Origin of the sequence: Kitasatospora sp. NPDC127060, from assembly GCF_042724935.1 — a bacterium.
In the GTDB taxonomy this organism is placed as follows: domain Bacteria; phylum Actinomycetota; class Actinomycetes; order Streptomycetales; family Streptomycetaceae; genus Kitasatospora.
Genome location: NZ_JBHXEG010000084.1, coordinates 1 through 16791, shown reverse-complemented (window position 1 = coordinate 16791; position 16791 = coordinate 1). Strand labels below are relative to the sequence as shown.

General features: G+C 76.1%; 14 protein-coding genes, 2 tRNA genes and 1 pseudogene. 12 read left to right on the top strand and 5 right to left on the bottom strand.

Translation table 11 applies throughout. The annotated features are described in order from the left end of the window. Window positions 1-64: 64 nt before the first annotated feature. Window positions 65-889: a GNAT family N-acetyltransferase gene (locus ACFWIS_RS33220; protein WP_380459795.1), complete on the bottom strand. Its 825-nt coding sequence runs from the start codon at window positions 887-889 to the stop codon at window positions 65-67. Window positions 890-1953: 1064 nt separating this feature from the next. Between ACFWIS_RS33220 and ACFWIS_RS33215 the strand changes: the two are divergent. The 5 genes and pseudogenes from ACFWIS_RS33215 to ACFWIS_RS33195 form a co-directional block, all read left to right on the top strand. Then, window positions 1954-2956: pseudogene (locus ACFWIS_RS33215) on the top strand (helix-turn-helix domain-containing protein); the annotation flags it as partial. Between the two features lie 856 nt (window positions 2957-3812). Continuing rightward, the gene (gene orn, locus ACFWIS_RS33210; RefSeq protein ID WP_380459793.1) at window positions 3813-4415 is read left to right on the top strand and encodes an oligoribonuclease; all 603 of its coding nucleotides are present in this window, start codon (window positions 3813-3815) and stop codon (window positions 4413-4415) included. Window positions 4416-4549: 134 nt separating this feature from the next. Beyond that, a tRNA-His gene (locus tag ACFWIS_RS33205) sits at window positions 4550-4625 on the top strand. Window positions 4626-4772: 147 nt separating this feature from the next. Next, window positions 4773-5219 carry a DUF4442 domain-containing protein gene (locus ACFWIS_RS33200; protein WP_380459791.1) on the top strand — a complete coding sequence of 149 codons (447 nt, stop codon included), beginning with the start codon at window positions 4773-4775 and terminating at the stop codon, window positions 5217-5219. Window positions 5220-5328: 109 nt separating this feature from the next. Next, a complete protein-coding gene (locus ACFWIS_RS33195; protein WP_380459790.1) occupies window positions 5329-6189 on the top strand; it encodes a hypothetical protein in 861 nt (286 codons plus the stop codon). Between the two features lie 180 nt (window positions 6190-6369). Here the strand turns inward: ACFWIS_RS33195 and ACFWIS_RS33190 are convergent, their stop codons facing one another. Further along, complete coding sequence (locus tag ACFWIS_RS33190) at window positions 6370-7275, bottom strand: spermidine synthase (protein ID WP_380459788.1); 906 nt, start codon at window positions 7273-7275, stop codon at window positions 6370-6372. Window positions 7276-7450: 175 nt separating this feature from the next. Then, on the bottom strand, window positions 7451-7972 hold the full coding sequence (locus tag ACFWIS_RS33185; RefSeq protein ID WP_380459786.1) for a hypothetical protein: 522 nt from the start codon (window positions 7970-7972) through the stop codon (window positions 7451-7453). A gap of 262 nt (window positions 7973-8234) precedes the next feature. Here ACFWIS_RS33185 and ACFWIS_RS33180 point away from each other — a divergent pair, with 262 nt between their 5' ends. Further along, window positions 8235-9884 (top strand): tetratricopeptide repeat protein, encoded by a 1650-nt coding sequence (locus ACFWIS_RS33180; protein WP_380459784.1) that lies wholly within the window; start codon window positions 8235-8237, stop codon window positions 9882-9884. Window positions 9885-9903: 19 nt separating this feature from the next. On the opposite strand, the gene ACFWIS_RS33175 is transcribed toward ACFWIS_RS33180, so the two are convergent. Further along, window positions 9904-10560, bottom strand: coding sequence for a histidine phosphatase family protein (locus ACFWIS_RS33175; protein ID WP_380459782.1), 657 nt, complete (start codon window positions 10558-10560; stop codon window positions 9904-9906). 187 nt (window positions 10561-10747) lie between these two features. Between ACFWIS_RS33175 and ACFWIS_RS33170 the strand changes: the two genes are divergently transcribed. From ACFWIS_RS33170 to ACFWIS_RS33160, 3 genes are read left to right on the top strand one after another with little or no spacing between them, the layout of a single operon-like run. Then, window positions 10748-12055, top strand: coding sequence for a hypothetical protein (locus tag ACFWIS_RS33170; protein WP_380459780.1), 1308 nt, complete (start codon window positions 10748-10750; stop codon window positions 12053-12055). Beyond that, window positions 12052-13662: a hypothetical protein gene (locus ACFWIS_RS33165; RefSeq protein WP_380459778.1), complete on the top strand. Its 1611-nt coding sequence runs from the start codon at window positions 12052-12054 to the stop codon at window positions 13660-13662. The genes ACFWIS_RS33170 and ACFWIS_RS33165 overlap by 4 nt, the downstream gene beginning before the upstream one ends. Next, window positions 13659-15011, top strand: coding sequence for an AAA domain-containing protein (locus tag ACFWIS_RS33160; protein ID WP_380459776.1), 1353 nt, complete (start codon window positions 13659-13661; stop codon window positions 15009-15011). Before ACFWIS_RS33165 ends, ACFWIS_RS33160 begins: the two co-directional genes overlap by 4 nt. A 6-nt stretch (window positions 15012-15017) precedes the next feature. Here the strand turns inward: ACFWIS_RS33160 and ACFWIS_RS33155 are convergent, their stop codons facing one another. Then, complete coding sequence (locus ACFWIS_RS33155; RefSeq protein WP_380459774.1) at window positions 15018-15329, bottom strand: hypothetical protein; 312 nt, start codon at window positions 15327-15329, stop codon at window positions 15018-15020. 234 nt (window positions 15330-15563) lie between these two features. On the opposite strand from ACFWIS_RS33155, the gene ACFWIS_RS33150 reads away from it, so the two are divergent. The 3 genes from ACFWIS_RS33150 (at window position 15564) to ACFWIS_RS33140 (ending at window position 16742) form a co-directional block, all read left to right on the top strand. After that, complete coding sequence (locus ACFWIS_RS33150; RefSeq protein ID WP_380459772.1) at window positions 15564-15920, top strand: hypothetical protein; 357 nt, start codon at window positions 15564-15566, stop codon at window positions 15918-15920. 26 nt (window positions 15921-15946) lie between these two features. After that, complete coding sequence (locus ACFWIS_RS33145; RefSeq protein WP_380459771.1) at window positions 15947-16600, top strand: bifunctional DNA primase/polymerase; 654 nt, start codon at window positions 15947-15949, stop codon at window positions 16598-16600. 68 nt (window positions 16601-16668) lie between these two features. Further along, window positions 16669-16742: transfer RNA gene (locus ACFWIS_RS33140), tRNA-Lys, on the top strand. Window positions 16743-16791: the final 49 nt, after the last annotated feature.

Genomic DNA, 16791 nt, shown 5'->3' with positions numbered 1-16791 from the left:
AACCAGCCACCGAACCGGGCCCGCGGCGGGTCGCGCTCCCGCCCCGTGCACCCGCCCCCGCCGGTCAGCCGACCGACGAGGTGCGGTTCCACCAGCAGGTGGGGGTCTGCTCGGTGAACCCGAGGGCGCGGTAGAGCGGTTCGCCGGCCGAGGTGGCGACCAGGGTCGCCGGGCGCTGCGGATGGGCATGCGCCAGGGCGGTCCGCAGAACGGCCCCGGCCACTCCCTGACCGCGCTGGTCAGGGAGGGTGGCGACCCAGTACACCCCGGTTGCGGCGCCGTCGTCGTAGGTGAGGCAGGCGCCCGCCGGCACGCCGTCGACGCGGCCGATCCAGGCCCGGCAGCCCGGCTCGCGCAACAGCGCTTCCGGGAGCGCCTCGCCGCGGGTCCAGGGCTGTCGGGCGGGCAGCGGGAAGCCGTCCACGACGGTCCGCTCGACCAGCGCGAAGGTGTCGCCGTCCAGCGCCTCATCGACCGTCAGGATGCCGCCGCCGTGAGCCCGGGCGACAACCGGCAGCCCGGCCGGTAGCTCGGCGGGCAGTTCGGCGGCCGCCCCCTCGACCGGGCCGGGCTCGCGCGCCATCACCGGCATGATCGGCATCCGGGCGGCTCCGAACCGGGTCAGGTCGAGCCCGCCGTACGGGTCCTCCAGGGTGAAGCGGATGGTCCCCCACGCGGCCAGCAGATCCGCCAACTGCTTTTCCACGTCAGCTGGTTCGGCGTAGGGGCGGGTGACCACGAAGCGCTGGGAGTCGTCCGGGGTGCGGGCGCAGCGGACGGCCGTGAGGCCCGGTCGGACATGGGAGCGCCAGCCGTGCGCACGGGCTTGGGCGAGCCAGAAGGCGGCGGCGTTGTCGTTGGCCTGTTCGAGCCGGCGGTCGGTGTTCACGACAGGACCGTAGCCTCGCGGCGGCGGCGCCGGTCCGGCCGCCCCGGCACTGGCCGGATGAAGCCTGGGAGGCGCACGGCCGGCGCGTGTGCGCCCTCCCGTGCACCGCCGATTTTCGGTCAATTTCGTGCCGCGTCCTCCCCCTTGGGCAAATCCGCAGCCCAGACCCGCCTCCCGGGTGCCCGGAAGCCGGACGCCCCAGGAACCGCCCCGCGACAACCAGCCACCGTTGCACCGGCCCTCTTCCCAGAAGGGTCGACGGGTGCCACGCTTCGTGATCGAATGCATCACGCCAAATTGCCATGTCGACATAGCGTCGGATGGTGAACTTGTCACAACGGCAACGGTCCACCCGATAGATTTCGATCTTGGCCAGCAGTGCCGCACCACCCACACCACACCACCGAGGGGGCTTGAGCGCCTTGAGCAGGGTGAGCAGGAGCGACGCGGGTCCTGACAGCGGCCAGGCGCCGGCCGGCACCACGAGTCGGCCCGCGAGAAGCAGCAGCACCTCCGCGATCGCCGCCACCACCCGCGCCTCCGGCACTCCGGGCAACTCGGGCCCCGCCTCGCACTCCCCCTATCCCGCCGTGCCGTCCGCCACCGCCGGCCACGCCCCGCCCGAACACGGCGGCCCGGCCCACGGCGGCCCCGCGTACGGGAGCCCGGCCCACGGCGGCCCCGCCCAGGGCAACCCGGCTTACGGCAACCCGGCGCAGTACGGGGCCCAGCCGGTCCAGGCCGGACACCAGCACCCCGCCGGACAGCCCGTCAGCCGAGGTCCCGTCAGTCCGGCCCAGATCTACGGCGGCCCGCCCCAGTCCTACGGCGGCGACTACCCCGGCCACCCGGGAAACCCCGGCTACCCAGGGAGCCCGGCCCACGCCGGCAACCCGGGCTACCCCGGCCACCCGGCCTACCCCGCCGGCGGCACGACCCCCGGGGTGAACGGCGTCGGCGCCGGCCCGCTCGGCGGCGGCCTCGCCCTGGGCACCGCCCCCGGCCACGGCCCGCTGGGCCACGGCGGTCCGGGCGGCAACGGCTCCCCGACCGCCCAGGCGACCATCGGCGCCCCGCGCAAGCTGTCCGGCCGGCGCCGCCGGGAGACCGTCGCGGTGCTGATCTTCGGTGGCGCACCGATCTTCGAGAGCTCCATCCCGCTCTCCGTCTTCGGCGTGGACCGCCAGGACGCCGGGGTCCCCCGGTACCGGCTGCTGGTCTGCGCCGGCGAGGAGGGCCCGCTGGCCACCACCGGCGGGCTGACCCTCTCGGCGCCGTACGGCCTGGAGGCCCTCGCCCGGGCCGGAACGATCGTCGTACCGGCCTGGCGCTCGATCTCGCAGCCGCCGCCGGTCGAGGCGATCACCGCCCTGCGCAAGGCCCACCACGAGGGCGCGCGGATCATCGGACTCTGCACCGGCGCCTTCGTGCTCGCCGCGGCCGGCCTGCTCGACGGCCGCCCGGCGACCACCCACTGGATGTACGCGCCGACCCTGGCCAAGCGCTACCCGCGGGTGCACGTCGACCCGCGCGAGTTGTTCGTGGACGACGGCGACGTGCTGACCTCGGCCGGCACCGCCGCCGGGATCGACCTCTGCCTGCACGTGGTCCGCAGCGACCACGGCGCCGAGGCCGCCAACGCGCTGGCCCGCCGCCTGGTGGTGCCCAGCCGCCGCAGCGGCGGAGGACAGGCCCAGTACATCGATCAGTCTTTACCGGAGGAGATCGGCAACGACCCGCTGGCCGAGGTGGTCACCTGGGCGCTGGAGAACCTCAACCAGCAGTTCGACGTCGAGGTGCTGGCGGCGCGTGCCTACATGAGCCGGCGCACCTTCGACCGCCGCTTCCGCACGCTCACCGGCAGCGCGCCGCTGCAGTGGCTGATCACCCAGCGGGTGCTCCAGGCGCAGCGGCTGCTGGAGACGTCGGAGCTGTCGGTGGACGACGTGGCGCGCCGGTGCGGGTTCCGGTCGCCGGTCGCGCTGCGCGGGCACTTCCGCCGCCAGCTCGGGGTCTCCCCGGCCGCGTACCGGACCAGCTACCGGGCGCGGCGCCCCGGACAGCAGTCGCCCGCCCCGGCGGGGGCGCACGGCGCCGACCTCCGGCTGCCCGGTGCCCTGCCGCACGCGGCGGCCTCGGCGGGCGGCGGCCTGTTCGGCGGCGCGGTGCACGGCGGGCCGCAGGCCCACCCGTACCCGGCCGGTCCGGGGGCGCAGACGCCGACCGGCCAGCCGGGCCAGCACGGGCAACCGGTCGGGCACGGACAGCCGGTGCCGCACGGGCAGGCCGGTCCGTACGGTCCGGGGCAGGTCGGGACGCCGGCCGTCCAGGGCTTCCACGGCCGCGCGGGTCAGCCGTACCCCCACCAGCAGGCCGCGCAGCAACCGCACCCCGGGCAGCCGGGTGTGGCGCGCGGTCCGGGGCGGTCGCCGCTGGTCCCGCCGCAGGCCGGTCCGGGTGCGGGGCGTCCGCCGCGCACCGCCGAGCACGCGGCGGCCGAGGACGGGCACCCCCAGCCGGGGGCGCGCGGCCAGGGCCAGGGGCACCGCAGCGCGGTCGAGCGGCCCGGGGACGAGCCGGGCGCGGCCGGGCGGGCACACGGTGGTGCGCCGACCGGCCGGGTGCCGGCCGGTGCCGCCGGGCAGCCGTCGGCCGGGGCGGGCGACCTGCGAGGCCGGCAGGCACGGGCCCCCCAGGTCCGTACCCCGGGTGCCCGGGCCGCCGCGGCGGACGGCGGCCGGACCGGACGCGAGGGCCGTCCCGGGCGGGAGGGCCACGCGCTCCGATCCGGCCGGGAGGGCGAACACCCGGACGGCCCCGGCGGCCACGGCGGGGCCGAGGAGCACCAGGCCGAGACCACCGCGGCACCCCGGTCGGCCCCAGCGGTCCCCGCGGCGCGTGATCGCGCCGTAGGGTGAGCTGCGTGAATGACCGTTTGGTATGGATCGACTGTGAAATGACCGGCCTCGACCTCGACCGGGATGCCCTGGTCGAGGTCGCGGTGCTGGTGACGGACTCCGAGCTGAACATCCTCGGCGAGGGTGTGGACGTCATCATCCGCCCGCCGGCGGACGCTCTGGCGAACATGCCGGAGGTGGTGCGGGAGATGCACACCTCCTCCGGCCTGCTGGAGGAGCTGGCGCAGGGCGTGACCCTGGCCGAGGCCGAGGAGCGGGTCCTCGCGTACGTGCGCGAGCACGTGCCGGAGGCCGGGAAGACGCCGCTGTGCGGCAACTCGGTGGCCACCGACCGCGGCTTCCTGGCCAGGGACATGCCGGCCCTGGAGAAGCACCTGCACTACCGGATCGTGGACGTGTCCTCGATCAAGGAGCTGGCCCGCCGCTGGTACCCGAAGGCGTACTACAACAGCCCGCCGAAGGGCGGGAACCACCGGGCGCTCGCGGACATCCGCGAGAGCATCGACGAACTGCGGTACTACCGCGAGGCGGTGTTCGTCCCGCAGCCCGGGCCGGACGCCGACACCGCGCGCGCCATCGCCGAGAAGTACCGGGCCGCGGCCGACTGACCGCACCCGTCGCAGAGTCGGAGGGGGTGCCCTCGTCCACCGGAAGGAAACCCTGGCGCGAGCACCCTCTCGGATCCTGTAGAGTTCTTCCTGTCGGAACGGGAACGCGAGAGCGGGAACGGACCGGACAGATGGTGGGTGTAGCTCAGTTGGTAGAGCACCTGGTTGTGGTCCAGGTGGCCGCGGGTTCGAGTCCCGTCACTCACCCCAGAGCCTGAGGGGCCGATCTCTTCAAGAGATCGGCCCCTCAGGCGTTTTCGCGTTCCCCGATCAGGCGCGGGCTCAGTTCCGCCCGGCTGCCCGGGATTTCCGTCCGGCCCCTGCCGCAACAAGCTACCGGCTAGTAACATCGTCGCCATGACCACTCCTTCGATCGGCCAGATGCTCGACGCCACCGTGCCGATGGCGCACACCCTCAAGCTCGAGTACCTGGAGACCACCCCCGAGCGCGCCGTGCTCCGGCTGCCGGACCAGCCCGCGTACCACAACCACGTCGGCGGCCCGCACGCCGGCGCGATGTTCACCCTCGCCGAGTCCGCCAGCGGCTGCATCGTGATCGCCGCCTTCGGGGACCAGATGTCCCGCGCCGTGCCGCTCGCCGTGAACGCCGAGATCGCCTACAAGAAGCTGGCCATGGGCGACGTCACCGCCACCGCCGTGCTCGGCCGCCCGGCCGCCGAGGTCGTCGCCGAGCTGGACGCCGGCGGCCGCCCCGAGTTCCCGGTCACCGTCGAGATCACCCGCGCCGACGGCGCCGTCACCGGTGTGATGACGGTCACCTGGACCCTGCGTCCCAACTCCTGACCCCCGCGCGGTCGATGGCCCCGGAAACCGCAGCCCGGGGCCACTCGCACGATGACTGTCCGTGACGGCGGCCGTGACCTCACCCCCCGCCCGCTCGTTCTCAACTCACATGCGAGCCAATCACGCGACCGAGCCCCAGGAACCCGCCCCCCGCGGCGTCGCCGGAGCACGGCGGGCGTTCGCCCGGTGGCTCCCCCGCCCCCGCACCGTCGCCGCGGGCGGGGCCCTGCTCGCCCAGCTCTGGGGGGTCGGCGCCACCGGTGCGTACGCGGCCACGGCCGCCGCCGAACCGTCCCCCGGACAGCCCCGGTCGGCCGTCCGCCAGCCCCTCCACGACGGAGCGGCGCCGAACGGGCAGTCAGCCGCCCGGCCGCCCGGACCGGGGCGGTCCGCAGCCGCCGAACCCGGCCGCGCACCCGGGCCGGTCACGGAACCCGTCGACGGGGCCGCCGACGCCGTCGACACCCTCCAGGAGCGCATCCGCTCCGGCGGACTCCCCCTCCCCGGACAGGGCGCCGCCGTCCCCGACGCCTTCGCCCTCGCCTCCGGCCTGCTCGGCACCGTCCCCGCCCAGGGCCGCCCCGGCGAAACCCGCGCCTCCCGCGAAGGCGAACCCTCCGCACTGCCCGCCGTCCCCCGGCCCCGCTCCGGCACGACCGACCCGACCGGCACCGCCCGGCCCGACAGCGCCGGAACACCCCCGGTCCAGGAGACCGCGGCCCACGAGGGGCCGGACGCGACCCGACCCACCGGCCCGGCCACGGCCACGGCCACCGACAGCGCCGCAGCCCCGGCCGCACCCGCCGACAGCGACACACCCGAGGCCCTCGCCCTCGCCGACACCGCGACCGTGACGGCCGAGACGGACGGCTCCGCCACCGCCACCGCGGTGCTCGCCCCCATCGCCGCCGGACTGCTGCTCACCGGCGCGGCCATGTGCAAGCACCGCGGACTGCCGCGCGGGCACTGAGCCGCAGTCGGGCTCGGGGCGCCAGGACCACCTCCGGCAGCGGGAGTTCCCGCCCGGGCACGGAAGCGGACGGGGGTGACGCCGATGCGGACGGCGCCCAGCGCCGGGTGGAAGGGCTCGGCGTTCGGGTCGGAGTCGACGGTGAAGCGGCGCGGACCGACGGTCCGGGCCCGGCGGCCGTCAGCGGAAGACGCCCGGCGGGGGCGTCGGGGAGGGGGCGGCGGTGGCGTCGGTGGCGGGGGTGGAGCCGGCGGTGAAGTCGGTGAGGGTGCGGCCGTGTTCGACCCGGCCGTGGGAGGAGTCGGAGGCGACCCGGCGGCTCAGGTCGGCGATCGGCAGTGGGGTGTGGGCGGCGGCCAGGACGAGGTTGCCGAAGCGCTTGCCGCGCAGCACGGCGGGGTCGGCGGTCAGGCACAGTTCGGGGAAGACCGCGCCGAGCGTGGCGACCTGGGAGCGGGCGAAGGGCAGGGCGCCGCCGTCGGCGATGTTGGCGGTGTACCAGCCGTCGGGGGCGAGGGCTCGGGCGGCGAGGGTGGTGAACTCGACGGTGGTGCAGTGGGCCGGGGTGCGGGCACCGGAGAAGACGTCGGTGATGACCAGGTCGACGCTGCCCTCGGGGGCGCGTTCCAGCACCTCGCGGGCGTCCGCGCCGCGCACCTTGATCTGCCAGCCGCGTTCCAACGGGAGTTCGGCGCGCACGAGTTCGGTGAGCGCGGTGTCGATCTCGGCGACCTGCTGGCGGGAGCGCGGCCGGGTGGCGGCCACGTAGCGGGCCAGGGTGAGGGCACCGCCGCCCAGGTGCAGGACGGACAGCGGGCGCCCGGCCGGGGCGACCAGGTCGATCAGGTGGCCGAGCCGGCGCTGGTACTCGAAGCCCAGGTGGGTGGGGTCGGCGAGGTCGACCAGGGACTGCGGGGCACCGTCGATCAGCAGCGACCAGGCGTGCGGGCGGTCCCGGTCGGGGCGCAGCTCTGCCAGACCGGAGCCGACCGGCCGGGACAGCGGACCCTGGGCGTGGCTGCGGCCGTCCGAGCCGGTGGTGAGCGCCGGTTCGGGGCTGCGCGCGGCCCTGTTGCTTCGTCCCATGTCGGTCATTATCGCCGGAGGCGGCACGGGCACAGTCGCCGGAGGCGGCACGGGCACAGTCGCCGGAGGGGACAAGGGCAGCGTCGTCGCGGGAAGGGCACGTCCCTGGTCAGGGGCGTGCCGCGGGGATCCGGCCGGAGGCGTGCGAGCCCGGCGGGATCCGCGCGGCACGCCGCTAGAACGGGCCGAGACCGCTTGCGGTGAGCGTGCAGGCGGCCTCGCAGAGGGCGGAGCGGAGTACCCAGGCGTCGGTGGGGCGGGCGGCGCGGCCGGCGCCGGCGGGCGGGATGACCCAGCGCGGGTCGGTGGTGCCGGGCACCAGGGCGCCGGCCGTACAGGAGCTGCCGGGCAGGTGCCAGGTCTCCCAGGTGCCGGCCGGGACGAGGAAGGAGACGGTGCTGCCGTTGCGGCTCTGCAGGACGGCCCCGCAGGCGCGGCGCAGCCGCAGGATGTCGACGGCCTCCAGGCCGTGCCGCAGGGCCACCGTCACGGTGTCGCAGCCCGTGACGAGGGTGTCCTCGGCGGGGACGGGGTGGTCCCGACGCAGTCCGCCGCAGGCACCGCGGCCGCCGTCGACCGGGCCGCGGCTTCGGCCGCGGAACCATTCGTCGTCGGGGTCGGGCAGCAGGGCGGGGGCGGCGGCGGCGAGCACGCCCCCGGCGACGGGTCGGTGCTGTGGCAGTCCGGTGGCCATCATGGGCCCTCCTGTTACCTCGTCGGGTCGGAAGCGCTGCCGCCGGGGGTGGGGCCGCGGGGGCGGGGACGGGCCGGGGGGCGGCCTGGGCTTCCACGTATCAGGACAACGCGGCGGGAGGGCCCGAGGCCACGGGGCGCCTTACAGCAAGGCATGGCATTTCATGGCGGATATCCGGCAACTACGCCCGCCTTGCACCGGATTGAGGGTAGATGTCCCACCAACCGAGTGTGGCCAGTCGGTGACTCCGAGTACTCTCGGCGCCATGGCAGCCACCCCACCGGCCGAGCCGAACCGACCGTCCCCCAACCCCGTGATGCGCGCACTGCGCGGCGACCGCTCACCCGGCGAGTTCGCCATGGCGGTCCGCCGGGCCGCCCGCGAGATCGGCGAGCACGTGTCCTGCGACGCCCGCTACGTCGGTCGGGTCGAGTCCGGTGAGATCCGCTGCCCCAACTACGCCTACGAGCGGGTCTTCCGGCACATGTGGCCGGATCGCACGCTCACCGACCTCGGCTTCGCCCCCCGCACCGCCGTCCGCCGCCGCTCGGTGGACGGCGGCGGGGCGGCCGCCGGGGCTCCCCCGCTCCACCCGCCGTTCCCGCCCCTGCCCGCCCCGCGCTCACCGCTCTCCACCCGACTCCCGTACGCTGCCTCGCCGTACGCGGGTCCAGCCGCTCCGGACGGGCCTCCGTGGCCGATGGCCGGCGCGGTGCCCAGGGGGCCCGATGGATCGCCCTATCCCGACGAGGAGAACGACGACGTGCGTCGCCGTACGTTCCTGGCCGGCGGCTCGACCGCGCTGGCCACCGTGATCGGCATCGACCGGCCGGCCGCCGCCGGGCCCGTCGCCGGTGCCGGCTTCGGCCCGGCCGCGGGCCCCCGCCCGGCCACCGGCCACGGCGCCTTCCCCCGCCACGGCGCCTTCCCCGGTGCGGAGTTCGCCGCGCCCTCGCTGCTCGGCGCCGAGCCGGTGGTGCCCGGCCGGCCGGGTCCGGTGCCGCCGCTGCGCAAGGTCGGTGCCGCCGAGGTGCAGGGCGTCGAACAGGCCGTCCGGGAGATCAGACTGGCCGACGACGCGCACGGCGCGGACGCCCTGTACGAGCTCGCCGGGCAATCGCTGCGCACCGCCTACGTGCTGCTCAACGAGGGCGACTACAGCGCCGAGACGGAACGCCGACTCCAGGCCGGGGCCGGTGAACTGGCCATCTCCGTCGGTTGGTTGGCACACGACTCGAACCGGCTCGCGGACGCCCGCTCGTTCTACTCCGAGGCGCTCGCCACCGCCCGGATGGCCGGGGACGCCGCCCTGGAGGCGCACGTCTTCTGTAACAGCGCCTTCCTCGCCCGGGACGCCGGGCGCCCGCGCGAGGCGCTGCGCGCCGCGCAGGCCGGGCAGGCCGCCGCCCGGGAACTGAGTTCCACCCGATTGCTCGCTCTGCTGACCATGCGCGAGGCCGGCGCCTGGGCCGTACTGCGGGACCGATCCTCCTGCGAACGCGCGATCGGCCGGGCCTACGCGCTGTTCGACCGGGGGCCGGCCGAGTCCGATCCGGAGTGGATGTCCTTCTTCGGCGAGGCGGAGATCGCCGGCCTGCAGTCACAGTGCTGGTCCGCCCTGGAGGACTGGGACCGCGCCAGCGAGCAGGCCGCGCTGGCCATAGCGCTGCAGGAGCCGCACTTCGTCCGCAATCGGGTGCTGTACACCGCCGAACTGGCCCACGACCGGCTCGGCCGGGGGGACTTGGCGGGGGCGGCGCACCACGGCTCGGCCGCCGTCGCACTGTTCGGCGAGGTCCGCTCGGCCCGGATCCGCAGCATGCTGGCGGACACCGCGGGGCGGCTGCGCGCGCACGCCTCGGTCGCCGAGGTCCGCCGCTTCCTGATCGGGTACGACCAGGCCGCGGCGGCCTGACCGGGCGCCAGCAGCCGTGTCAGCGGCTCTGGTTGAGCCCCTCCAGGTGGGACAGGTCGTTCCAGACCTCCACCGCCGGGGCGCCGTACTCCCAGGACAGCACGCACAGCGCCGCCGTGCCGAGCTTGAACCGCTGGGCGAACTCGGGCGGCAGACCCAGCCAGCGGGCGGCCAGGATGCGCAGCAGGTGGCCGTGCGCGAACAGGATGACGTCCCGGTCGGCGCAGTGCATGACGGTGGTGTCCGACTCCGGGACGCCGTGCTCCTCGTTCAGGCCGGCGAGGAGGGCGTCCACCCGGGCGGCCACGTCGGAGAGCTTCTCGCCGCCGGGCACCCCGTCGCGCCAGATCAGCCAGCCCGGGTGGTCGGTGGCCCGGATGTCGGCGCCGGTGCGGCCCTCGTACTGGCCGTAGTCCCACTCCATCAGCTCGGGGCGCTCCACCGCGCGGTCGCCGAAGCCGGCCAGGGCGCAGGTCTCCTCGGCGCGGCCGAGCGGGCTGGTGTAGACGAGCGCGTCCGACAGCCCGTTCCAGGGGGCCCCGGCGAGCCGGGCACCGAGCGCCCGGGCCATCGCGCGCCCCTCCTCGGTCAGCGGGATGTCGGTGCGGCCGGTGTGGCGGCCGGTGGCCGACCACTCGGTCTCGCCGTGGCGGACCAGCACGATTCGGGCGGGCATGGAAGGCTCCTCGCAGCGGGGCGGTCAACGGTCGGTCTCACCCTTGAGCACCGGGCTCCATGATCCCCCACCCCGACGGCGGCCACGATCGCGGGCCCGGAACACCCGGCGCCACCGACCGGTTACGGCCCGGAACCGCCCGGTCCGCACCACGTTGTCGGACCCGGATGCGACACTGGGCCGCACCATGAACGTCTCGACGAACGTCCCGCTCCGCGGGCCCGCTGAGCCGCTCGCCCAGCGGCTCGCCGAGCTGCGCGGACCGGCCCCGCAGCGCAGTCTGAACGCCCGCTCCCTCGCCGCGCTGGCCGCCAATCCGGGCTGCCACCGCCGCGCCGTACTGGACGCGGCCGGGGTGGACAAGTCCGCACTGGCCGCCCGGCTCGGCCGCCCCGCCCCCTTCGGGCAATCCCCGTTCGCGATCGCCCGCGGCGTGATCTTCGAGTCCCGGCTGAAGGCGGACGACCACGCCGCCCTGCTGGAGCCGCTCCGCGCCCACCTCGGCCTCCCGGTGGACGACCGCGCCCCGCTGCTGGTGCCGGACCTGCTGCCCCGCTCCGGCCCGGCCGTGCGCGCCGACCGGACGGTCGAGGCACTGGCCCGGGCCGCCGCCGACCCGGACTCCTGGACGCTGCTGGACCACCCGATGCTGCGGCTCTCCGTGGCCGGCAGCACCGCCTACCTGGAGCCGGACGCCCTGGTGGTGCACGGCGGCCGGTGCACGGTGGTGGAGATCAAGTCCTTCCCGGTGCTGGACGGCAGCGCCGACCCGGCCAAGGTCGGCGCCGCCGCCCGCCAGGCCGCGGTGTACGTGCTGGCGCTCCAGCACGCCGCCGCCGCGGCCGCCGGGGTCCCGCTGTCCGACGACCCGTACACCGAGCAGCGGCTCCCGGGCAGCCCGCGCACCAGCGTGCTGCTGGTCTGCCCCAAGGACTTCGGCAACCGGCCGACCGCCGTCGCCGTCGACGTCCGCCGCGAACTGGCCACCACCCGCCGCCAGCTGAGCCGGATGACCGGCATCGAGCGGCTGCTGGCGACGCTGCCGCCGGGCACCGACTTCGACCTGGCCGCCGCCGACGACGGCGCCCCGGCCCGGACCGCCGAGCAGCTCACCGCCTCGGTCGAGGCGGTGCCCGCCGCCTACAGCCCGGACTGCCTCTCCACCTGCGAGCTCGGCTTCCACTGCCGCGCCCGGGCCCGCTGCGACGACCGGGTCGAGCAGCTCGGCCGGGGCGTGCGCGGCGAGCTGGGCAGCATCCGTACGGTCACCGAGGCGCTGGCCGCCGCCCAGCGCGCGCCCGGCCCGCACCCCGAGGGCGCGGACGGAACGGGCGCGGGCGACGCCACCGCGCTCGACGACGGTACGGACGGCGACGGTACGGACGGCGACGGTACGGACGGCGACGGTACGGACGGCGACGGCGCGCACGAGGCGGCCGAGCGCCTGGCCTACGCGGCCGCCCTGCGCGCGGAAGCCCTGGGCGTGAGGGCATGAGCCTGCTGACCACCCTCGCCCGGCTGGAGGCCGTCCGCAGCGGGCGGGCCGAGCCGCTGGCCACCGTCCGGCACCGGCACCTGTCGGAGCGGCCCATGGTGGTCGTCCCGCTGACCGCGGCCGGCGAGTCCGGCGCGCCGCTGGCCGTGCTGCTGGGCACCGACCGGGACGCACCCCGGCTGCACCTGGTGCCCCAGCCGCTCAACCGCACCCTGCGGTTCGACTACCTGGCCGCACTGGCCGCCGACCTGCTGCCCTACCTGGAGTCCTTCGGCACGGACGTCGAGCAGGTCGAGGGCTCCGAGAAGGACCCGGAGACCGGCGAGAAGACCCAGGTGTTCCGCGAGTTGTGCGCGGACGCGCCGCAGCTGATCGTGCCCAACGGCGCGGGCGTGCACCACCTCTCGCTGATCGGCCGCTCGACCCGGTTCCGCCGCACCGCCGAGGACGCCGACCCGGGCCCCCACCCGGCGCCGCTGCGGGTGCCGCTGCTCGGCCGCTGGCTGACCCACCTCACCGACCGCGCCCAGGTGCCCGGCTCCAGCCTGCTGCTGCCGATGACCGGTCTGCTCGCCCGGCACTGGGCCACCGGCCAGAGCCACCTGGAGGACCAGCACCTGGCGGCCCGGCTGGCCTGGCACGGCCCGCCGCCGGGACTGACCGGCGCGCAGGCCGCCGAGCTGGCCGAGTCCGCCCGCGACGAGCACGGGCAGTTGCTGCACCCGCCGGCCGGCCCGGCCACCGACCCGGCCTTCGACGAGGCGGTGCTGGCCCCGGCGATCGCCCGCTACGACGCGGCCGTCAGCGCCCTGCGGCACGGCACCGAGCAGCGCGACAAGGCCGCCGCCGAGCGCGCCCGCGCGGCCGTCCGCTCGGCGGTGGAACAGCTGGAGCGGGTGCTGTCGGCCGTGCTGCTGCCCACCTGGCGGGATGTCTGGCGGGGCCTGGACCTGCTGCGCGCCCTGCCGCCGGCCGGCCACCTGGAGGAGCGCTGGACCGGCGACCGCTGGTCCTACACCGGCCACCGGGACCGGCTGGCGGCCGGCGAGCCGCCGCAGCCCCGGCAGGACGACGCCGTCACGGCGGCCCGCAAGCTCGCCCAGCGCGAGCGCGAGCAGGCCCGGCTGGACGTCCAGGAGGCACTGGACGACCCGCTGGCAATGGCCGAACACCGGTTGTCCGGCGAGGCGTTCAGCGGGGTGGTGACGGAGGTGGTGCCGGACTACGACACCACCGGACGCTCCCCCAAGCCCCGTCCGTTGGTCACCCTGCGCACCGCCGACCGCCCGCACGCCGACCTCGGCCGGGAGGCGCACCGGGTGCACGGCCCGGCCGCGCAGAAGGCGCGGATCGTGGCGGTGGACCCGGCCGAGGGCACCATCACGCTGCGGGTGCTGTCCGGCATGGGCCGCAAGAAGGAGCCCGAGCCGGGCAGCCTGCCCGAGCCCGGCGAGCCGGTCACCTTCACCCTGTTCGAGTTGACGGTCCGCCAGTCCGCGCCGCTGCCCGAGCCGGACGACACCCCGTGGACCCACGGCGGCCCGCCCGGCAGCGCGCCCCCGGCCGCCACCGCTGCCGCCGCCACCGCCACCGAGGAATGGGAATGATGAGCGAGCAGCCCCCGGGCGCGGCGGCCGACGCCGCGGTGGCCCGCATCCTGGCGGCCACCGTCCACCCGCCGGCCGGTGCGCCGCGCGGCGTGGTGGTGGACTCCCCGCCCGGCGCCGGGAAGTCGACCCTGGTGGTGCGGGCCGCCCGGGAGCTGGTGGCGGCCGGCGAGCGGCTGATGATCGTCGCCCAGACCAACGGCCAGGTGGACGACCTGGTCGGCCGACTGGCCGAGAAGGCACCGGAGTTGACGATCGGCCGGCTGCACGCGACGGACTCCCAGCCGGGGCCGGAGGTGCTGAGGCACGCCAACGTCACGCCCTCCGACAAGGTCGCCGACCTGGTCGAGCACGATGTGGTGATCTCCACCTCCGCCAAGTGGCAGTGGGTGCGGGCCGAGGCGCCGTGGCGGCACGCGATCGTCGACGAGGCGTACCAGATGCGCTCGGACGCCCTGCTCGCGGTGGCCCGGCTGTTCGAGCGGGCGCTGTTCGTCGGGGACCCGGGCCAGCTGGACCCGTTCACCGTGGTCGGCACCGAGCAGTGGGCCGGCCTGTCCTACGACCCGTCCAGCAGTGCCGTGGTGACGCTGCTGGCGCACAACCCGCAGATCGAGCCGCACCGGCTACCGGTCTCCTGGCGACTGCCGGCCAGCGCGGCACCGCTGATCTCGCGCGCCTTCTACCCGTACACGCCGTTCCGCTCCGGCACCGGCCCGGACGACCGCGGACTGACCGCCACCGTGCGGCCGGACGGCTCGGCGCTGGACGCGGTGATCGACCGGGCGGCCGAGCACGGCTGGGCGCTGCTGGAGCTGCCCGCCCGGCACACCGTACGGACCGACCCCCAGGCGGTGGCGGCGATCGCGGCCACCGTCCGGCGGCTGCTGGAGCGCGGACTGACCGCCCGCTCCGAGCAGGGCGGGGCCCCGCTCACCGCGGACCGGATCGCTGTCGGCACCGCGCACCGGGACCAGGCGGCGGCGGTGCGGGCGGCCCTGCTCAAGGTGGGCGTCCCGGTGGACGGCACGGTCGGTCCGGCCGTCACGGTGGACACCGCGAACCGGCTGCAGGGCCGGGAGTACGACGTCACCGTGGTGCTGCACCCGCTCTCCGGGCGCCCCGACGCGACCGCCTTCCACCTGGAGACCGGCCGGCTCTGCGTGCTCGCCTCCCGGCACCGGCACGCCTGCATCGTGGTGGGCCGGGCCGGGATCGCGGAGCTGCTCGACGAGCACCCCGCGACCGAGCCGGTGCAGCTGGGCGTTCCGGTGGCCTTCCCGGACGGCTGGGAGGCGAACCACCAGGTCCTCCAGCACCTGAGCGGCCACCGGGTGCGCCTGCGGTAGCGGGTGTCAGTCCTCGGTCTCGCACACCGCGAAGGCCACCACGGACCCGTGCGCGGCCTGGGCGCTCCAGCCGGTCGCGTCGGCGGTCGGCCCGCTGGCGCGCACCGGTCCGTCCGCGTCGGGCTGGAGCCGGTAGCCGCCGCCGGTCAGGTGGGTACCGGCCGGGCAGGTGGCCGTCGAGACGCCGCCCGGGCTGCTCGGCGGCCCGCTGACCACTGCGGCGGTCTCGGCGGCGGCGGCGGCGGACCCGGCCGGTACGACGGGCAGCGCCGGTGCCAGGGCGGCGGCCAGCAGGAGGCCGGTGGAGAGTGCGCGCATGGGGTGCTCCCGGTTCGGTGGGCGACTGTTGTCGCCGGGAACAACCGGTTCGCATGCGATCCGGATGTGCGGCGCCCGGGGCACCATCCCGGCGCGCGCCGGGGGAATAGCGCCTGCACGCGCACCGTTCCGCTACCGGCCGCCGCCGCGAGACAATGGACGACGGCCACGATCGGGCGGTGCGGCCCGGAGCAGCCCACCGCCCCCTCACCGAGACCACGGAGGTGTCCGTCCATGCCCGACTCCCCCGCCGAGACGCCCGAGCCCACCAGGCGACTGCGCCCCGTGCAGCTCCTGTTCGAGCCGCAGTCCGCCGAACCGGAGCCGGAACGGTTCTTCGACCTGGAGTCCATCGACGACCCCGCGGAGCTGCTGCGCCGCTCCACCGAACTGGCCCTGGCCTTCCGGGCCGCCGCAGAGCGGGCCACCGACTTCCAGGCCGTCGCCGCCGCCCAGCTCGCCGACCCGCGCCGCTTCGACGCGCTGTCGGACGCCGAGATCGCCGAGCGGTCGGACTGGACCCCGGACTACGCCACCAAGATGATCGAGTACGGCCGCACCCTGCTCCAGCCGCGCCGCCACGAGGACTGAACCCCCTGACCCGCGGCCGCTGGCATATGCCAGCGGCGGAGGGTACGCGATCGCCCGTCGCCCTGTCCGGCGAACGGCGCTTTCCGCCCCGCCGGGGGCGCGCACGGCGCAGGCTGCTGGGCGTGGACATCTGGACGCACCAGTCGGTGGAATACGTCACCGTGGCCGGGGAGGCCTGGCTGGCCTCCGCCAGCGAGTACCCGCGCAGCATGCGCGCCCTCTGGGAGGCCCGCCCGTGGGCGCCCTCCGTGCTGCCCTGCGGGCGGACCTTCGACGTGATCAGCATGCCGTCGCTGTTCGGCCGCCGGGTGCTGGACGAACTGTGGGCCTCCGGCCCCGGCTGCGGCCCGGTCGCGGGCTACCGGGGGCGCACCCTGCTGTTCGTCCGGCCCGGCGCGGCCCCCCGGCTGCGCCGGCTGCTGGCCTGGGAGGAGTGGGCCCGGGACGTGCCGCCGCTGCTCTGCCACGGCAAGGGCGACGCGGTGACGGTGCCGCCGCTGCAGCGGATGGTGCACGGCCCGGACTCCCCCGGCCGGGGCTCGGGCCGCTGGATCGTCGCCCCGGACGAGCGGGAGCCCTGGCTGCCCGGGGCCTCGGTGGTGCTGTGGGCCTGTGTACGGGCGGCGCGCGAGCCCGGCGGGGCCGTGCCGGCCGCACCGGTCGTCGTGACCGGGGGGTGAACGGAGGCCGGCCGGTATTCGATTTTGGCTCGACCGCGGGCCGCTGCTAAAGTCTTCTCTGTCAGCAGGCGCCGCTAGCTCAGTTGGTTAGAGCAGCTGACTCTTAATCAGCGGGTCCGGGGTTCGAGTCCCTGGCGGCGCACAGACAGCCGAGAGGCCCCTTGCGAAAGCAAGGGGCCTCTCGGCGTTCC

What these genes read in the sequence shown, in the direction of transcription:
- ACFWIS_RS33160 (WP_380459776.1), top strand. Translation starts at nt 13,659, where the DNA reads ATGATGAGCGAGCAGCCCCCGGGCGCGGCGGCCGACGCCGCGGTGGCC.
- ACFWIS_RS33175 (WP_380459782.1), bottom strand. Translation starts at nt 10,560, where the DNA reads ATGCCCGCCCGAATCGTGCTGGTCCGCCACGGCGAGACCGAGTGGTCG.
- ACFWIS_RS33185 (WP_380459786.1), bottom strand. Translation starts at nt 7,972, where the DNA reads ATGATGGCCACCGGACTGCCACAGCACCGACCCGTCGCCGGGGGCGTG.
- ACFWIS_RS33145 (WP_380459771.1), top strand. Translation starts at nt 15,947, where the DNA reads ATGCCAGCGGCGGAGGGTACGCGATCGCCCGTCGCCCTGTCCGGCGAA.
- ACFWIS_RS33195 (WP_380459790.1), top strand. Translation starts at nt 5,329, where the DNA reads ATGCGAGCCAATCACGCGACCGAGCCCCAGGAACCCGCCCCCCGCGGC.
- ACFWIS_RS33190 (WP_380459788.1), bottom strand. Translation starts at nt 7,275, where the DNA reads ATGGGACGAAGCAACAGGGCCGCGCGCAGCCCCGAACCGGCGCTCACC.
- ACFWIS_RS33165 (WP_380459778.1), top strand. Translation starts at nt 12,052, where the DNA reads ATGAGCCTGCTGACCACCCTCGCCCGGCTGGAGGCCGTCCGCAGCGGG.
- ACFWIS_RS33170 (WP_380459780.1), top strand. Translation starts at nt 10,748, where the DNA reads ATGAACGTCTCGACGAACGTCCCGCTCCGCGGGCCCGCTGAGCCGCTC.
- ACFWIS_RS33150 (WP_380459772.1), top strand. Translation starts at nt 15,564, where the DNA reads ATGCCCGACTCCCCCGCCGAGACGCCCGAGCCCACCAGGCGACTGCGC.
- ACFWIS_RS33155 (WP_380459774.1), bottom strand. Translation starts at nt 15,329, where the DNA reads ATGCGCGCACTCTCCACCGGCCTCCTGCTGGCCGCCGCCCTGGCACCG.
- ACFWIS_RS33180 (WP_380459784.1), top strand. Translation starts at nt 8,235, where the DNA reads ATGGCAGCCACCCCACCGGCCGAGCCGAACCGACCGTCCCCCAACCCC.
- ACFWIS_RS33200 (WP_380459791.1), top strand. Translation starts at nt 4,773, where the DNA reads ATGACCACTCCTTCGATCGGCCAGATGCTCGACGCCACCGTGCCGATG.